Genomic DNA, 16192 nt, shown 5'->3' on the forward strand with positions numbered 1-16192 from the left:
GGATCCTATCTAGGAAACGCCCTGGCGCTTATTACGTATGGCTTGTTGATAGTCGGACGCGAGTTGCTCACGTTCTGCCGTCATTGCCGGAGACATGGTTCCTTCAGTGGAGTGAGCATCTACCGGCTCACCACAGACCTTGCAGATGAACCCCAGCTCCAACTCATGCCCATGGTCTTTGTGATGCAGGGTGAGTGGTGGGTGGTCATCATTCCAAGGTCCGTTCCATTTATCTCCCCATTGCTTCAAAGCAATGACTACAGGCCAGAGCTCCTTGCCCTTGCTGGTCAGCCGGTACTCGTAACGCGCGGGTGATTGCTGATAAGCGACGCGCTTGATAATTCCAGCCTCTGCCAGGTCGGCTAGGCGCAAGGTGAGCGAGCGCGGCGACATCCCGGTCTGCGCCTGCAGACCGTCGAAACGCATGTTTGCCAGGAATAGCTCTCTGATAATCACAAAGGACCAAGCGTCTGTGAGCTCGGAGCTGGATCTTGCTATCGAACAATACCGGTCGGCCAACGTGCTTCTTTTCATGAATAGCCCTTTATCACGGCGCTTTACCTGTTCGACTATAAAAAATATAGTCACTGCCAGCAACCGCATTCGGTTGCGTTGTTGAGCGAAGTCTAGGGTTGCGCCCAATCGAGCGGAAGGCTGCAGGCGGCCGCCCTGGTCCTAAACCGGTAGGGAGTTAGAGACGTGAACAACACAGCCAACACGAACGAAGCCTCGATAAACATCCTGATCGAAGCCGAGGACTTCGAAAGCTATGGAGGCTGGGTTCTCGACTCCCAGTTTGAGACCGTGATGGGCTCGCCCTATTTACTGGCTCATGGCCTTGGCAGACCTGTCGGCGATGCCACAACGACAATCAACGTCGAGCACGAAGGTGAATACGAGGTGTGGGTGCGAGCGAAAGACTGGGTGCCGTCGTACCACCCCGGCCGCTTCACTCTCTCGATCAACGATGTAGTGCTGGATACCGAGTTTGGTGCCAATGACCAGGACTGGTCTTGGCAATCAGCCGGCAAGGTCGCATTGGGCAAGGGACCGACAAAACTGGCGCTCCATGACCTCACTGGTTTTGATGGTCGCTGTGATGCGATCTACCTATCTGCCGACGGTATTGCTCCACCCAACGAGGTCAACGCTGTCAGTCTTGCCTGGCGCAAGGTACTTCGGGGCTTGCCGGAGCAGCCACTGGAAGTCGGCCACTACGATGTCGTCGTGGTGGGCGGTGGGATCTCTGGCTGTGCTGCCGCGTTGACTGCGGCTCGCCTCGGTCAGCGCGTTGCCCTGATCCATGATCGGCCTGTGCTCGGAGGTAACGCCAGTAACGAAATCGGCCTGATGCCTCGAGGCTCACAAGGCGCACTGCTGAAGGAGCTTTCGCAACGCTCGGCCAATGGTGACATCGCGGCGCTGTCGCTCCTGGAAGCCGAGCCGACGGCCACAGTCTTCCTCGGTCACCGGATCGTCAGTGTGGAAAAGGAAGGCGCAAACATCACTGCCGTGCAAGCCGTCCAGGCTCGCGGTGGCCACGAGCGCAGAATCACCGGCGCCGTCTTCATCGATACCAGTGGTACAGCCATCCTCGGCGTGCTGGCCGGCGCACTGACACTGTTTGGCCGGGAGTCTCGCGCAGAATTCGACGAGCCCTATGCGCCTGAAGTCGGCGATGAGATGCACCATGGCAACACGCTGTTCTTCCGCACGCGCATGGCTGATCACCCGGTTTCATTCCCCGAGGTGCCTTGGGCAATCGAAGTGTCCAAGGACTACGCGAATTTGAGCGGCCAGCTGTTGGAGGCCGGAGTAGAGAATGCACCGGGGCCCCAGGCCGGAGGGAACCCGAGCACACCGGAGTTCCGCTTCGGTAGCAAAGCCGATGTCTTCCCTGCCACCCACTTCTGGGAATACGGCCAGTGGCTTGACCCCTACACCAACGGTGAGCTGATTCGCGATTACCTGATGCGGGCACTCTACGGCACGTTCTCGAACGTCAAGAATCTCGAGCCGGAAAACTACGCCAACCTTGAGTTTGAATGGATGGCGTTCGTTGCAGCACAAGGCGAGTTCCGACGTTACCGCGGCGACTATGTGCTCTCGGAAAATGACATCCGTAACCACACCAGCTTCCCCGATGCACTGGTTCCTAATGACGGAGCCTTCTGCATTCACTGCGCGTGGGGACCAGGCGAGGGCAAATACGATTTCCGCCTGAAAGACTGGATCTGGGACATGCGCGACAAGCAGGCGTATGGCATTCCATTCCGTTGCCTGTACTCGGCCAACATCGACAACCTGCTGATGGCCGGCAAGCACATCAGCGTCACGCACGTCGCCGGATCTTCGACCAAGACCATGGGCAACGGCTCTCAGCATGGCATTGCCGTTGGTGCAGCTGCCTACCTATGCAACCAGCACGGGGCAACTCCACGGCATCTCTACAACCATCACCTTGGGGAGCTGAAGAACCTGGTGGATCAGCTGACCGCATGTGATCACGAGCACCCACCAAAGTGACGCTCGGTTAATCACCACAGGCGTCTCGACTTCAGGCGAGCTCTCACCGCAGGCCAGGACACCCTGTGCCTGCGATAGAGACAACGACTAGCCAAAGAAACCGGGATAGGCAAAGCCCAACAAACCCAAGGAATCAATCATGCCTGATGAGCTTATTAAGACCGACTCGAGCGGCGGAATCTTAACTGTCACGCTCGCACGCTCCGACAAGAAAAATGCGCTGATCGATAGCATGTATGGGGCAATGGCGGATGCGCTTGAGGCAGCGGAGAACGATCCGAGTATTCGAGTCGTGCTCCTCCAAAGCGAGGGCGACATGTTCACCGCCGGCAACGATGTCGGTGAATTTGCTGCCGCGGAGCCGGGGTCATCTCTGAATGAGCAGAACGTCGGGCGCTTCCTTCGTGCGCTGGCCAACTCCAGTCTTCCCCTGGTCGCTGCTGTGCAAGGAAGGGCTGTCGGGGTGGGCACTACTTTGCTGCTGCACTGCGACTTTATCTTGCTCGCGGATAACGCGCTGCTCTCTGCTCCCTTCGTCAATCTCGCTCTCGTACCGGAGGCCGCCTCAAGCCTGCTGATGCCTGCCAGAGTTGGTTATGTCCGGGCCTTCGAGCTGTTTGCGCTGGGCGAATTAGTGGACGCTCGAACGGCTGTCGAATGGGGGCTGGCAAACCGCGTTGTTGCACTGAGCAGCCTGCATGCTGAGGCGCGCACCGTGGCCGAACGGATCGCCAGACAACCAGCCGGATCGCTAATGGCAACCAAAAGACTGATGCGTGATCCGGCTGCTCTCACGGCGCGCATGTTCGTTGAGAACGAAGTCTTCAGCAGGCGCCTTCAAACGGCCGAGGCGCGTGAGGCATTCAGCGCATTTGCCGAGCGCCGAGCGCCAGACTTCCTGAAGCTCAGCACCTCTTAAACCGAGTTTTTGCCGCAGACCGGATCGCCCGTGTCTGCGGTAAAGGCTACAACCGCCCTACATACAAACGAACTTAGCCAACAGCGCCAAGGAGCCAATCATGCCCAATTTGTATTACGATCAACATACGACTGCATTGCTGCTGATCGATCCTTACAACGATTTTCTATCGGAGGAAGGGAAGGTCTGGCCCTTCATTCGAGAGGTCGCAGAAGAGGTCGATCTGCTCAATAACCTGCGCACCATCGACACGGCCGTCCGTGAGGTCGGGATCCAGGTAGTAGTGGTTCCACACCGTCGCTGGCAGGCGGGGGACTACGAGTGCTGGTGTCACCCCAACCCAACTCAGTAAATGATGATGAAGCGGCCCATTTTCGTGAACGGCGAATGGGGTAGCGAGTGGCATCCAGACTTCGCTCCGAAACCTGGTGACATCGTGGTCCAGGAACACTGGGCGCAGAGTGGTTTTGCCAACACCGACCTCGATTTCCGGCTCAAGCAACGAGGCATCAGCAAGGTCATCGTCGTCGGCTTGCTTGCCAATACTTGCGTGGAGTCGACCGCACGTTACGCCATGGAGCTGGGTTATCACGTGACCCTGGTACGCGATGCCACCGCGGCCTTCAAACGAGAAATGATGACGGCGGCCCATGAGCTGAATGGGCCGACTTATGCCCATGAGATCGTCAAAACCAGCGAGCTCGTTGGAGCGATGCAGAAGACCACCTAAACCAGGCAGTCCTGGTACTCGGCTCAATCAGGCGCATCCACCAGGCCGCAGCATGCTCCTGCTACCGACACAGCGTCGGTAGCAGCGCTTGGTTCATCGGACTTGGAGAAGCGATTTTCGGTGGGCACGACCACGCAATGCGCCACCGATCGAGCCAAGCACGCCACCGGCGATGACGTTGATGATGAGGAGCACGCTCAACTCTGGCAGGGGAAGCAAGGCCGGCGCTTCCGACAGCCAATCACCCAGGGCTATGCCCGATGCGAACAGGGAGGCTCCGACTACAACTCGAAGCATTCCGCTCAATGCCCTCTTGTGCTCATAGCCTGCTGCGATCCCTCCCGCAACACTGGCCAAGATAAGGGCAAAGTACAAATACAGTGACCATGAAAGTGAATAACCAGTAATAACACCAAATATAACTGGCATAACTACTACGGCAATAACCTGGATCACCACGGGTTGGTCCGCTAACAACTTTATCTTGCTCATAGCTCGCATTCTTCTCTGATTGGAATTGTTTTCCGGCCTTGGCCGTTGAGATCGTGCAATTGCTTGCTCGGCATACCCCGCTTTTACGTTTCACCACCTCCTTCATCCCATCATCAAAAGTGATTAGCCACTAACCATCTTCAAAATAGTGCCCTGCGCGATGCAGATCCGAGCGCGGGAGACGCGCCCTCATAAGGCGATCCATTTCAATAGGTTGGCCCCTTCGGTCACAGGAGGAAGCCACGCATCAGGCCCGCTTCCAACCGGCCTTGCTAGCGGCAAAATCCGTTGGAGTACCCCCTACCGTTTGACCTTACTCCAACGTTGTAATAGATTCCAACAAAACAAGAATGAGGGTCAGCTCATGTCTAGCTGGAATCTTCAAATGAGTACCAAAGGCCTATGCCTCATGGGATCAGCTACGGCTGGCCGCATCGCCGCGGCTCAGGTATCCGGCATTTCAGGCCCTACGTGGCTACCGTTCGGGGCCCTCTTGATGGCTGCAACGATTCATCTTGCGGCTCAAAACCTGACCTCATTGCCCCCTAAATCACCCACCTACCTACCAGGTGCTGAGCAATCGAGTGCCCAGACGGTTGAGCAGCCATCATTGATCGTGGCGATGAAGAACAACGTCGATTCAGTACGAGCTTTTTACCTTCTTTATCAAGTGCAGCAGAACACAGCACTGGCCTCTAAAACCTCTGCCACAAAAATCTATAAGTTACTGCCATGACTTACGTTCTGCGGAATTAATTAAATCCAGAAAATTACCAGTGCGGCGCGACATTAATACAGCTAGGGAACAGTGCCAGTTGCCACGCGCCCAGTAGTCGCTTGTTCATAACACAACAACAAAAGGCAAAATCGATGAATAAAGTAATACTCTCAACGCTATGTGTAGCGGCGGGGCTAGCACTACAAACAGGTTGGGCGGCAGTACCCGCCGATCAGGTTGCAAGGCTTGGAAAAGATCTGACGCCAATGGGTTCGGAGAGAGCCGGCAATGCGGCTGGCACTATTCCCGAGTGGCAAGGCGGCCTGTCGAAGGACGCGGGAAAGGAAAGCGCTGATGGCTTCCTGGATAACCCGTACGAAAACGAAAAGCCGCTGTTCACCATTACCGCTCAGAATCTGGATCAGTACAAAGCACAGCTCTCTGCCGGCCAGATAGCGATGTTTCAGCGCTATCCCGAAACGTACCGGATGCCGGTTTACACCAGCCATCGAACCACCGCGCTGCCAGATCGCATCTACGACCTGATCAAGACCAGTGCCTCCAAAACTGAAGCCATCGAGGGGGGCAACGGGTTGAAGAACTTCTCCGACACGCGCTACTACGCGTTCCCGATCCCGCAAAACGGCCTCGAAGTCATCTGGAACCACATTACGCGCTACCGCGGCGGCACCATTCGCCGAAACGTAGTGCAGGTTGCGCCACAGGCTAACGGTGAGTTCTCAATCGTTCGCTTTGAAGACACCGTTGGCTTCCCTGATGGCCTCAAGGACATCGACAAGGATGCTGCGGATAACCTGCTTCTTTACTACACCCAGAAGGTAACAGCTCCGGCACGGCTCGCCGGCAACGTTCTGCTGGTTCACGAGTCCATTGACCAAGTTCGTCAGCCCCGAATGGCTTGGCAGTACAACGCGGGCCAGCGCCGCGTACGTCGTGCACCACAAGTTGCCTACGACGGTCCAGGTACGGCAACTGATGGCCTCACTACCGTCGATAACTTCGACATGTATAACGGGGCGCCTAATCGCTACGACTGGAAACTCATTGGCAAGAAAGAGCTTTATATTCCTTACAACAACTTCAAGCTTGAATCTCCTTCGCTCAAATACAGCGAGATCATCAAGGCCGGTCATCCAAACCAAGACTTGGCTCGATATGAACTTCATCGAGTGTGGGAAGTAGAAGCAGATCTTAAACCCACCGAACGTCACGTCTATGCGAAGAGACGTTTCTATATCGATGAGGACTCCTGGCAAGTTGCGCTTTCTGAGCAATACGACGCTCGTGGCCAACTGTGGCGTGTCGGTGAGGCAATGCTATCGCAGCAATACCGTGCCCAAGTTCCCATTTACGCGTTCGAAACGCTGAACGACCTCATTGCTGGACGGTACGTGGCCGTCGGCCTGAAGAATGAGGAAAAGCATGGTGTGATATTTGGCGACGAAATGTCCGCCAAAGAATTCACCCCAAATGCCCTGCGGAACGCAGGCGTCCGATAAATAAAACGGTGCAGGCTAAATACGCCTGCACCCATATTCTGCCGATCTTTAAACCTGTTGTCGTAAGGCACCAGAAGAGCATATTCGGAGCTAATAATGACAAAAAAAATCAGCCCCATCGCTTTTAAATTGATTTATGTCCCAGTCGGCTTTGCCGCCAGCATCATGATTTCCCTGGACGCGAAAGCGGTTAATTTCAATGTTGGCGAAATCGAAGGGCAATTCGACTCATCACTCTCTATCGGCGCAAGCTGGGGAACTGCCAAGCCTGATAAAGACCTGATTGGCATGGCCAACGGTGGGAACGGCTTTACCCAGACCAACGATGATGGCCGGCTCAATTTCAAACGGGGCGAAACCTTCTCGAAAATCTTCAAAGGCATCCACGATGTGGAGCTGAAGTACAACGACTTTGGTGTCTTCGCGCGAGGTAAATATTGGTACGACTTCGAGTTGAAAGATGAAGATCGCCAGTTCAAAGACATTAGCGATCACAACCGCAAGGAAGGCGCCAAGTCTTCGGGGGCCGAAGTGCTGGATGCCTTCGTGTATCACAACCATTTGCTGTTCGGTAACCCAGGCACCGTACGCCTGGGCAAGCAGGTTGTGAGCTGGGGTGAGAGCACGTTCATCGGCAACTCCATCAACTCGATCAACCCGATCGACGTATCTGCTTTTCGCCGCCCTGGCGCTGAGATCAAAGAGGGGCTGATCCCGGTAAACATGTTCTTCATGTCCCAAGGGATTACCGACAACTTCTCCGCTGAAGCTTTCGTGCAACTGGAGTGGGACCAGACCGTTCTCGATAACTGTGGAACGTTCTTTTCCGTCACGGACGTGGTACAGGATGGCTGTGACGGCAACTACAACATCCTCGATCCCGACTCGATCGCGCAAATCCAAGCTGCTTCGGCAGCAGGGCTGCTTCCAGGCGTTACTGTCGAGCAGGAAGGGCTTGTCGTTCCTCGCGGCTCGGACCGAGACGCCAGGGACTCGGGCCAATGGGGTGTCTCGCTGCGCTGGCAGGGTGACGAAGCAGAGTACGCAGCCTACGTGATGAACTATCACAGCCGCTTGCCGATCGTGAGCACTCAGACAGCAGACCGTCAGGGGGTGCTGGATACCCTAGCTGCGGCGGCAGGTCCTTTGGGCCTGAACGCTGTCCAGCCCATGTTGCTGGGGCGAGGGAATTACTTCTTGGAGTATCCGGAGGACATCCGCCTCTACGGAGTGAGCTTCAACACCACGCTCCCTACCGGGACCGCCTGGAGTGGTGAGATCAGCTACCGCCCCAACATGCCTCTGCAGGTGAACACTGTCGATCTGACTGCTCACCTGGTAACTGATGTCGTTAACCCGTTCCTAGCAAGCGGCTTCGATCCAGCTGTGGCGCTGGCACAAGCGGGTAAGGACTATCACGGGTACCAGCGCAAGGAAGTCACGCAGGCTCAATCGACCTTCATTCACTTCTTCGACCAAGCGATGGGTGCTGACCGCTTCACTCTGATCGGCGAAGTAGGCATTACCCGTATCGGTGCCATGACTGATGATTTCGACAATCGATTCGGCCGGGACTCTATCTATGGCGTTCCAGAAACCTCACTGGCTGCTCAACGCTATGGCTCCCACGGTTTCTATACCACCAACTCCTGGGGCTATCGCGCACGCGCTATCTGGGACTTCAACAACGTGATTGCAGGAGTGAACATCAAGCCGAACTTGGCCTGGTCTCATGATGTGGACGGTAACGGCCCGGTCTTCACGGAAGGAACCAAGGCAGCTAGTGTGGGTATCGACGCGGAATACCTGAACGCGTACACCGCGAGCCTTAGCTACACGAACTTCTTCGGCGGGGACTACAACATAAACAGCGATCGAGACTTCGTCGCGCTGAGTGTTGGGGTGAATTTCTAGTTCATCGAGGGCTTCTGAACTGGCGTGTCGGCGCACTCAAAGTGCTGATACGCCAAGTCAGGGGGTATGCGTAGCTTCTGCTTTGAATTAGCCGACCGGCGAGGCGACTGAAATGTTGGTTCCTGAACCCATGATCACCAAGGCGGCTTTGACCAAAGACTCTCGACTAATGCTGGCGGGCTTCAGTGCGTCATCTCGCAGAGCCAGGCTCAGCACGCCATTCATCATTGACCACGTAGCGTAGGCCGCACTTTCGGGCTCCAGATTGGGGTTGGCCCAACCACCCTCGATGCCATCCCGAATTATTGCGGTCAGATGAGCGACCTGCTCGTGAGCCATAGCCCCGATGCGAGCGATTGCTTCAGGCTCTTCTGGTGGATTGGCAAGGATCCGGAACTGGTAAGGGCGCTCGAAGGCGAAGCCCACATATGCTTCACAGATACGCGAAGCGCGCTCCATGGGCGTGCCCTTACCGTCGTATGCGCGATCGACATACCGACGATTTTCCTCCATTGCCCGTTCTGCAATAGCTACCAGCAGCGCAGGTTTTCCACCCACGCGGTTGTAAACCGTCTGCAGAGAGACATCCGCTCTCTTGGCGACTTCGTCAGCTGAAACCGCCGCCGCTCCACCTTCAATCAGGAGCTCTTCAGCGATTTCAATAAGGTTTCGACGCATATCTGCGGCGCGGCGTTGGGTACGGGTAAGGGTAATCGTCGTCATTTGTTGACTGTAACACGCCCTGCGATTAGAGTTAAGTCCAACGTTAGAGTCACTTAAAAGATATCAAATAACAAAAACGAATTTAGGTACATCCTATGCTACGTCTCGACGTCGAGTTTCCTTCTGAGGACTCCAAATGCAGCGCCTGGCTGTATCTCCCGGAATCCGAAAACCCACCTCCGATTATCGTCATGGCTCACGGCTTGGGAAGCGTCCGAAGGATGCGACTTGATGCCTATGCCGAGCGCTTTTCCGAGCTAGGGTACGCCTGCCTGGTATTCGACTATCGGCATTTCGGCGATAGCGAGGGTATGCCCCGCCAGCTCCTGGATGTGAAAAAACAGCTTCAGGACTGGAAGGCTGCTGTGGCCTTCGTTCGGACTCAGAAAGAGGTGAATGGTAGGCGGGTGATCCTGTGGGGTACGTCCTTTAGCGGCGGACACGTGCTTTCAACTGCTGCGGAAGATATGCAAGTCGCGGCGGTGGTTTCGCAATGCCCATTCACCGATGGTGTGGCCTCCAGCAAGGGCGTTGATCCGATAACGTCACTCAAAATCTCCGGCAAAGCGATCAAGGACTTGGTCGGCTCCTGGTTCGGCTTGGCCCCAGTGATGATCCCTACCGCCGGCCCGCCTGGCTCCGTCGCAATGATGACTGCACACGATTGTGAGAGTGGCTATCTCCAGCTGGTGCCCACCGACAGCGCGAAGGGTTTTCCCAACTACGTGGCGGCTCGCATTGCTCTGAAGATCATGGCCTACGCCCCAGGGCGAAAGACTCCAAAGATTACGTGCCCCGTCCTTTTCTGTCTCTGTGAGACCGACACAGTGGCCCCGTATGAGGCCAGCTACTACCACGCCCGAAAAGCTCCGCGCGGGGAGATCAAGATCTACACAGAAGGCCACTTCGATATCTACATGGGCTCTGCTTTCGAGCGGGTCATTCAAGACCAAATCGAATTCATCCAGCGTGTTGTACCGTTGAACTAAGGAAATTTTGAATGTCTGGCTACTCTCTCGACGGTCGTGTTGTCGCTATCACAGGATCTACCGGTGGGCTCGGATCTGCGGTTTGCAGAGCGCTCATTGCTAAGGGTGCTCACCTTGCACTGTTCGATATGAATTTGAACGCGGTGCAGGAACAGGCAAAGGAGCTGGGTGCTAATGCCCACGGTTGGGAAGTGAACGTCCGCTCCATGGAAAGCATTCAGACCGCGATGGACGAAGCCGCGAAGCTATTTGGTGGCATCGACATTGTGATCGCCGGTGCCGGTATCACCGCGTTTGAGCCTCTCGTTTGTGGTGATCCAAATACTTTTGATCGTGTCATCGACATCAACGTCAATGGGGTCTGGCGCACCTTCCGAGCAGGCGTGGAACACGTAGTTAAACGCAAGGGCTACCTGATGGCGATCTCATCGATGGCAGCCTTCAGCCAGTCACCACTTCAAGCGTCATACACCGGCAGCAAGGCCGCTGTATGGGCCATCTGTAACAGCATCCGCTTGGAGCTTCGGCATATGGACGTAGGCGTGGGTAGCGTGCACCCGACCTTCTTCCATACCCCGATGATGGACCAGGCCTTCAACAGTGGCGCTGGGAACAAAATCTGGAAGGGCAACAAGTCAGGCATCTTCAAGATGGTGGCGCTGGAAGATGTTGTCAGCGGCATCATCGGCGGCCTTGAAAATCGCTCTGACATGGTCTTTGTGCCCAAGAGCAATTCCTTGGTAGCCCATGCTCCACGTTTCTTCCGGAAAGTCGTCGAGAGCCTGGAGTACAAAGACCATGAGGTGGCCGCGATGATCATGGCAGCGAAGCAAGAAGCCGCAGCCAAGTGACATGAGTTTCTTTGCTGGGAGCCTCGATGGTGGGAGGCACCCAGCCTTTTTTACGATGCAACGCTGAGTAGAGCCTTACTTTTCTTCCTAACAACTTCGACTTTCCACTCACGCGACAGCGTTGCCGACAAGCGGCTCAATCCTCTCCCAGGCTCCGCCACCTCCTAGCATGAATCCTTTCTCTGCCATCGAGCATCTAAAAGCGCTCTAGGACGATGGGTTCTTGTGTCTGGACTTCTCATATCCCCGAATCTCGCTGGCCAATAGCCTGTCAGCTGGCACGCCGGTTACACCAACGCTACAAAATTTGCATTTACTCTAACAGTGGAGTCGGTTACAACATTGGAATAAAGAACAATTCCAATAAATAGCGTTGGGTCAAGACATGCATCGTCCTGGCAACTTCTCTCAGCTCAATACGCGGACCAGCACAGAGCTGGTCGACGCCTCTTCTCAAGCACCCGCCTCGGTTTCCACTGGGCAGCGCCTTCGTAGGCTGCGCCTGGGTTCCGCTCGTACCGAGCAAATAACAAAAAGCAGGAGATATCCGATGAGTGAGATTACCGCTGCAGCCATGAGCATTTTTGCCGCCATGGCAGAAGCCCCTCTGGTTCCTCGTGAGCATGCCCGTGAAGCGATTTTGCTTCTGGAGTCTGATCTGCCCTGGATCAACCTGCCGGACGGCTCGAAGATCCAGCTCTTGCATGTGGATCTGAACCAGAACCTGTGGATCACAAGAAATCGGATGAAGCCTGGTTTTGGCGTCAACACCCACTATCACACCGGCCCTGTTTTCGCCGTCACGCTGAGCGGGGAGTGGTTCTACAAAGAGTACGCCGACAAGGTGAACAAGGCGGGTGCCTACCTGTTCGAGCCTGCTCACTCGCTTCACACCTTGTGTGTTGCTGAAGACGCCAAAGAAGACGCCGATGTTTGGTTCGCTATTTTCGGTAGCAACATCGACATCGATGACCAGGGCAACGTCATCAACATCCTCGATGCCAAGAAGATGCTGACTGGGTATCGCGCCTTGTGTGCCGCTCAAGGCCAGACCTGTGAGCGACTGATTGTGGTCGGTGAGTAACAGCCCGGCAGCTCAATCGCCTCAACCAGGCGGGCAGCCGCTGTCTGCTCGCCGCCTACATACTTGAGAGGTCACCAATGACTACATGGATCAAAGGCGCTCCGAAGGTCGCATTCATTTCTGGCGCCGGCAGTGGCATCGGCCTGCAGATTGCGAAAGCACTTCTGAATGATGGAGCGAGCCTGGCGCTGTTCGATCTTCGGGTTGACGATGCCGTTCTGGAAACCCTGCGCCGTAGCTGCTTCACGCAAGGCCAACGCGTCGAAGTCTTCACCGTCGATATCTCGCAGGCTGCTTCCGTGGACTCCGCAATCGATGCCGCTGTCGCCAGCTTTGGTGCTCCGGACTTCGCGTTCAACTCCGCTGGCATCCTACGTACCGCGCTCTTCACAGAGCTGCCTGCAGAGACCTTTGAGCTGGTTATTCGTATCAACTTGATAGGCAGCCGGAACTTCGCCGCCGGGATACTTCGTTACATGAAACCAGGTGGGCATTTGGCTCTGGTTGCATCACTGGCAGGCATCATCGGTGGCTACACCCAGGCTGCATACGGCGCTTCCAAATTTGGTGTCGTTGGTCTCGCCGAGGTACTGCGACTGGAACAGAAGCCCTGCGGCATCGATGTTTCTGTGATCTGCCCCGGTGAGATCTCCACGCCTCTGCTGGATCACGAACGCCAACACGGCAGTAAGGTAACCGAGGCACTCAATGCCACTGCCGGTGTGCTCACCGTTGAGCAGGCGGTAGCCGGGATTCTGCAAGGCCTCCGTAAGCGCGAGTTCATGATTACCCCAGGATTCAGAGCCCGATTCCTGCGTGGAATGGCCCGGAAAGCCAGCGGCTTAATGCGCTGGATGACTGACAAGACCTTGGCAGGCGCCCTGGCCGACGAGCAGAAACGACTGCGTAAGCTGGACCAGAAATCGGCTTGACCTCCCCAAGCACTCTCTAGCGGCTGCTGGCCACCATCTTTGTGGCCGCAGCGCTGATGACACCAAATAGGTATTCAAAGGACTTTGGCTATGCAACGTCTTGATGTTCAGTTTTTGTCTGGCGGTAGCCGCTGCGATGCCTGGCTGTATCTGCCGGAATCGAAGCGTCCCGCTCCGATCATCATCATGGCTCACGGCCTTGGAAGCACCCGCTCGATGGGGCTCGATAACTACGCGCAGCGCTTTTGCATGCTCGGTTACGCCTGCTTGGTATTTGACTACCGGCACTTCGGTGGAAGCGAGGGAGAACCCAGACAACTGCTGGACGTGAACAAGCAACTCCAGGACTGGAAGGCAGCTGTGGCGTTTGCGAGAACCCGCAGCGATGTGAATACAAACAAGGTCATTCTGTGGGGCACGTCATTTAGCGGTGGCCATGTCATCGCGACTGCAGCAGACGACCAGAAAATCTCTGCTGTGATTTCTCAATGCCCCTTCACCGACGGCATGGCATCCAGCATGGCCGTTCCGCCCTTGACGTCTATGAAGGTGACCGTACGTGCCCTCAGAGACAAGATTGGCTCTTGGCTCGGCACTGCACCGGTGACCATTGCGCTTGCTGGTAAGCCTGGCACTACCGCGATGATGTCTGCGCCCGACTGCGAGAGCGGATATCTCAACCTGGTACCGGAGTCAGAAGCCAAGCGATTCCCCAACTACGTTGCGGCTCGGATTGCTCTTCAGATCCTGACTTACTTTCCTGGTCGTAAAACCCCGAGCCTGAATTGCCCAGTGCTTTTCTGCGTTTGTGAGACCGACACGGTGGCGCCTGCAAAGGCAACCCTTCGCCATGCGCGCAGGGCGCCGCAAGGGGAGATCAAGCTCTACAACGAAGGACACTTCGACATCTACGTGGGTATCGCTTTTGAACGGACGATCGGTGACCAAATTGAATTTCTCCAGCGCGCTGTCCCCTTGAGCTAAGGCGTTAAGGCCCGCAAAAAAGCGAGGTTTTAAGGATATTTTTCGCGCGTAACGCCAGCCAATCAAAGAGTCACTTACCGATGCAGAGTCTTCGAAGCCGGGGGCTTAACTGCGCTGTCCCGGGCAGGAGAAGCGCATGGTAGTGACTCTGCCGCAAACGGCCAGTAGCGGACGCTGAGGGGCTATGCGTCAATCATTTGGTGATGAGGCAAGCGTTCGAATCAGGAAGCTCCTGAGACTGTCTACGGCCTTGGAACCCTGCGATGCCTTGCTGCGATAGACAGCAACGTCCATCGACGCTAGCGGCCCCAGGTTGTGCTCTCTTCCTAGAATCTGGAGATGGGGCGGAACGGTGCAGCGTGTAAGCACCGCCACCGCAATTCCGCTCTCCACAGCAGCGATCTGGCCCGCCAAGCTTGAGCTGTTATAGACGACCTTGTAATGACGGCCCTGCCTGGCCAGAGAGTCCACGGCACATCTGCGCGCGAGACTGGCCGACTCGTACACTGCGATGGGCAAGGGATCGCGCCGCCACAGGTCGAATTGCGCGGAGCCCACCCAGACCATGGGCTCCTGGAACAGGAATGCCCCGCGCCGAGGGCTGTCACGCGAGACCAATGCCAGATCGAGGTCACCACTCATCACACGGGGTATCAGCGCGGTCGACTGTTCACAGGTCAACTCAATCTCGACGCCACCGTGCCGTGGTGCAAAACGTTTCAAGACCGGCGTGAGGTAGTGCGCCGCGTAGTCCTCTGCAACGCCTAGACGGATTCTCCCCGTCAACTCCTCTCCCCAGAAGGCCGCCTGTGTTTCGGCATGCAATGCAAGCATCCGGCGTGCATAGCCCAACAGCGTCTGGCCGTCGTCAGTCAATTCAAGATGCCGTGGCCCCCGGCTCAGCACCTGCCGACCGAGCGCAGACTCGAGCTTCTTGAGCTGCATGCTCACTGCGGATTGAGAGCGGTGCACCTCGGCGGCGGCGCTGGACAGAGAGCCCGAATCGACCGCTGCGACAAAGCACTTGAGCCAATCGATCTGTAGGTCTCGAGGCGACATTTGCCGCTCCCATTGAATTCGAAAAACGAATAGCTGATTGCCAGAATATGCGCTTTTCGTCCAGCCAATGTCTTTGCATGATTGATGGGCATGCCGCCTGCTGCATCCATCCTGGAGATTTCATGCACTTCGATACCTGGCTGCTTTACCTGCTGACCTGCTGCGGCATCTCGGTGGTTCCCGGCCCCAATGCATTGCTCGTACTCACCCACGGCGCCCTTCATGGCACCCGCAAGACGCTGTTCACAATCACCGGCGGCGTCCTCGGCTTCATCGCCATGATCGCGCTGTGCGTGCTTGGCCTGGGCGCTCTGCTGAAAGCATCGATGCTCTGGCTGACAGTTCTGAAAGTTGTCGGTGGGCTGTACCTCATCTGGTTGGGCGTCAATCTCTGGCGCTCGGAACCAGTGACACTTTCCTTGGGAGATCTTTCAAACTCGAGCCAACTGTCACTGTTCCGTCAGGGACTACTGTCCGCCATCTCCAATCCCAAGGCATTGCTGCTGTTCACTGCATTCATCACACCCTTCATCGATCCGCATCAGAATCTTCTGCTCCAAACGGTTGTTATGGCACTGACCTACGCGGTGGTGGAGTTTGCGGTTGAATTCGGTGTGGCCAGCGCCGCCAATCGCGTTCGTCCCTGGTTGGCGCGAGCGGGGCGGCGATTCAATCGGGTGTGTGGTGGATTCTTTGTAGCCTTTGGGGCGCTGTTGCCGATTCGATAAGCAGGGAAACGTCCGCTATGGGT

General features: G+C 56.1%; 15 protein-coding genes and 1 pseudogene. 12 read left to right on the forward strand and 4 right to left on the reverse strand.

Annotated elements, in window-relative coordinates; translation table 11 throughout:
- Nucleotides 1-9: 9 nt before the first annotated feature.
- A complete protein-coding gene (locus N5C91_RS29445) occupies nucleotides 10-534 on the reverse strand; it encodes a winged helix-turn-helix transcriptional regulator (RefSeq protein WP_279833921.1) in 525 nt (174 codons plus the stop codon).
- Between the two features lie 165 nt (nucleotides 535-699).
- Here N5C91_RS29445 and N5C91_RS29450 point away from each other — a divergent pair, with 165 nt between their 5' ends.
- The 3 genes and pseudogenes from N5C91_RS29450 to N5C91_RS29460 all read left to right on the forward strand — a co-directional run bounded on the left by N5C91_RS29450 (nucleotide 700) and on the right by N5C91_RS29460 (nucleotide 4175).
- A complete protein-coding gene (locus tag N5C91_RS29450; protein ID WP_279833923.1) occupies nucleotides 700-2526 on the forward strand; it encodes an FAD-dependent oxidoreductase in 1827 nt (608 codons plus the stop codon).
- Between the two features lie 139 nt (nucleotides 2527-2665).
- Nucleotides 2666-3445, forward strand: a complete 780-nt coding sequence (locus N5C91_RS29455; RefSeq protein ID WP_279833924.1) for an enoyl-CoA hydratase — start codon at nucleotides 2666-2668, stop codon at nucleotides 3443-3445.
- Nucleotides 3446-3545: 100 nt separating this feature from the next.
- A pseudogene (locus N5C91_RS29460) lies at nucleotides 3546-4175 on the forward strand (isochorismatase family cysteine hydrolase).
- A gap of 93 nt (nucleotides 4176-4268) precedes the next feature.
- On the opposite strand, the gene N5C91_RS29465 reads toward N5C91_RS29460, so the two are convergent.
- Complete coding sequence (locus tag N5C91_RS29465) at nucleotides 4269-4667, reverse strand: hypothetical protein (RefSeq protein ID WP_279833927.1); 399 nt, start codon at nucleotides 4665-4667, stop codon at nucleotides 4269-4271.
- A gap of 385 nt (nucleotides 4668-5052) precedes the next feature.
- Between N5C91_RS29465 and N5C91_RS29470 the strand changes: the two genes are divergently transcribed.
- The 3 genes from N5C91_RS29470 to N5C91_RS29480 all read left to right on the forward strand — a co-directional run bounded on the left by N5C91_RS29470 (nucleotide 5053) and on the right by N5C91_RS29480 (nucleotide 8819).
- Nucleotides 5053-5403 carry a hypothetical protein gene (locus tag N5C91_RS29470; RefSeq protein ID WP_279833928.1) on the forward strand — a complete coding sequence of 117 codons (351 nt, stop codon included), beginning with the start codon at nucleotides 5053-5055 and terminating at the stop codon, nucleotides 5401-5403.
- 248 nt (nucleotides 5404-5651) lie between these two features.
- Complete coding sequence (locus tag N5C91_RS29475) at nucleotides 5652-6905, forward strand: DUF1329 domain-containing protein (RefSeq protein ID WP_279833943.1); 1254 nt, start codon at nucleotides 5652-5654, stop codon at nucleotides 6903-6905.
- Nucleotides 6906-7001: 96 nt separating this feature from the next.
- Entirely contained in the window at nucleotides 7002-8819 is a 1818-nt protein-coding gene (locus N5C91_RS29480; protein WP_347815398.1) for a DUF1302 domain-containing protein, read from the forward strand.
- Nucleotides 8820-8906: 87 nt separating this feature from the next.
- Here N5C91_RS29480 and N5C91_RS29485 read toward each other — a convergent pair whose 3' ends face one another.
- The gene (locus tag N5C91_RS29485) at nucleotides 8907-9542 is read right to left on the reverse strand and encodes a TetR/AcrR family transcriptional regulator (protein ID WP_279833930.1); all 636 of its coding nucleotides are present in this window, start codon (nucleotides 9540-9542) and stop codon (nucleotides 8907-8909) included.
- A gap of 95 nt (nucleotides 9543-9637) precedes the next feature.
- Here N5C91_RS29485 and N5C91_RS29490 point away from each other — a divergent pair, with 95 nt between their 5' ends.
- The 5 genes from N5C91_RS29490 (at nucleotide 9638) to N5C91_RS29510 (ending at nucleotide 14382) form a co-directional block, all read left to right on the forward strand.
- On the forward strand, nucleotides 9638-10531 hold the full coding sequence (locus N5C91_RS29490; protein WP_279833932.1) for an alpha/beta fold hydrolase: 894 nt from the start codon (nucleotides 9638-9640) through the stop codon (nucleotides 10529-10531).
- 11 nt (nucleotides 10532-10542) lie between these two features.
- Nucleotides 10543-11382: an SDR family NAD(P)-dependent oxidoreductase gene (locus N5C91_RS29495; RefSeq protein ID WP_279833933.1), complete on the forward strand. Its 840-nt coding sequence runs from the start codon at nucleotides 10543-10545 to the stop codon at nucleotides 11380-11382.
- A 550-nt stretch (nucleotides 11383-11932) separates the two neighbouring features.
- Nucleotides 11933-12466: a 2,4'-dihydroxyacetophenone dioxygenase family protein gene (locus tag N5C91_RS29500; protein WP_279833934.1), complete on the forward strand. Its 534-nt coding sequence runs from the start codon at nucleotides 11933-11935 to the stop codon at nucleotides 12464-12466.
- Nucleotides 12467-12543: 77 nt separating this feature from the next.
- On the forward strand, nucleotides 12544-13398 hold the full coding sequence (locus N5C91_RS29505) for an SDR family NAD(P)-dependent oxidoreductase (RefSeq protein WP_279833937.1): 855 nt from the start codon (nucleotides 12544-12546) through the stop codon (nucleotides 13396-13398).
- A 90-nt stretch (nucleotides 13399-13488) separates the two neighbouring features.
- Nucleotides 13489-14382: an alpha/beta hydrolase gene (locus N5C91_RS29510; RefSeq protein ID WP_279833939.1), complete on the forward strand. Its 894-nt coding sequence runs from the start codon at nucleotides 13489-13491 to the stop codon at nucleotides 14380-14382.
- 189 nt (nucleotides 14383-14571) lie between these two features.
- On the opposite strand, the gene N5C91_RS29515 is transcribed toward N5C91_RS29510, so the two are convergent.
- Nucleotides 14572-15441, reverse strand: a complete 870-nt coding sequence (locus N5C91_RS29515; protein ID WP_279833940.1) for a LysR family transcriptional regulator — start codon at nucleotides 15439-15441, stop codon at nucleotides 14572-14574.
- 122 nt (nucleotides 15442-15563) lie between these two features.
- Here N5C91_RS29515 and N5C91_RS29520 point away from each other — a divergent pair, with 122 nt between their 5' ends.
- A complete protein-coding gene (locus N5C91_RS29520) occupies nucleotides 15564-16169 on the forward strand; it encodes a LysE family transporter (protein ID WP_279833941.1) in 606 nt (201 codons plus the stop codon).
- Nucleotides 16170-16192 lie beyond the last annotated feature (23 nt).

This window comes from Pseudomonas sp. GD03903, from assembly GCF_029840045.1.
GTDB classification, from domain to species: Bacteria; Pseudomonadota; Gammaproteobacteria; order Pseudomonadales; family Pseudomonadaceae; genus Pseudomonas; species Pseudomonas pseudonitroreducens.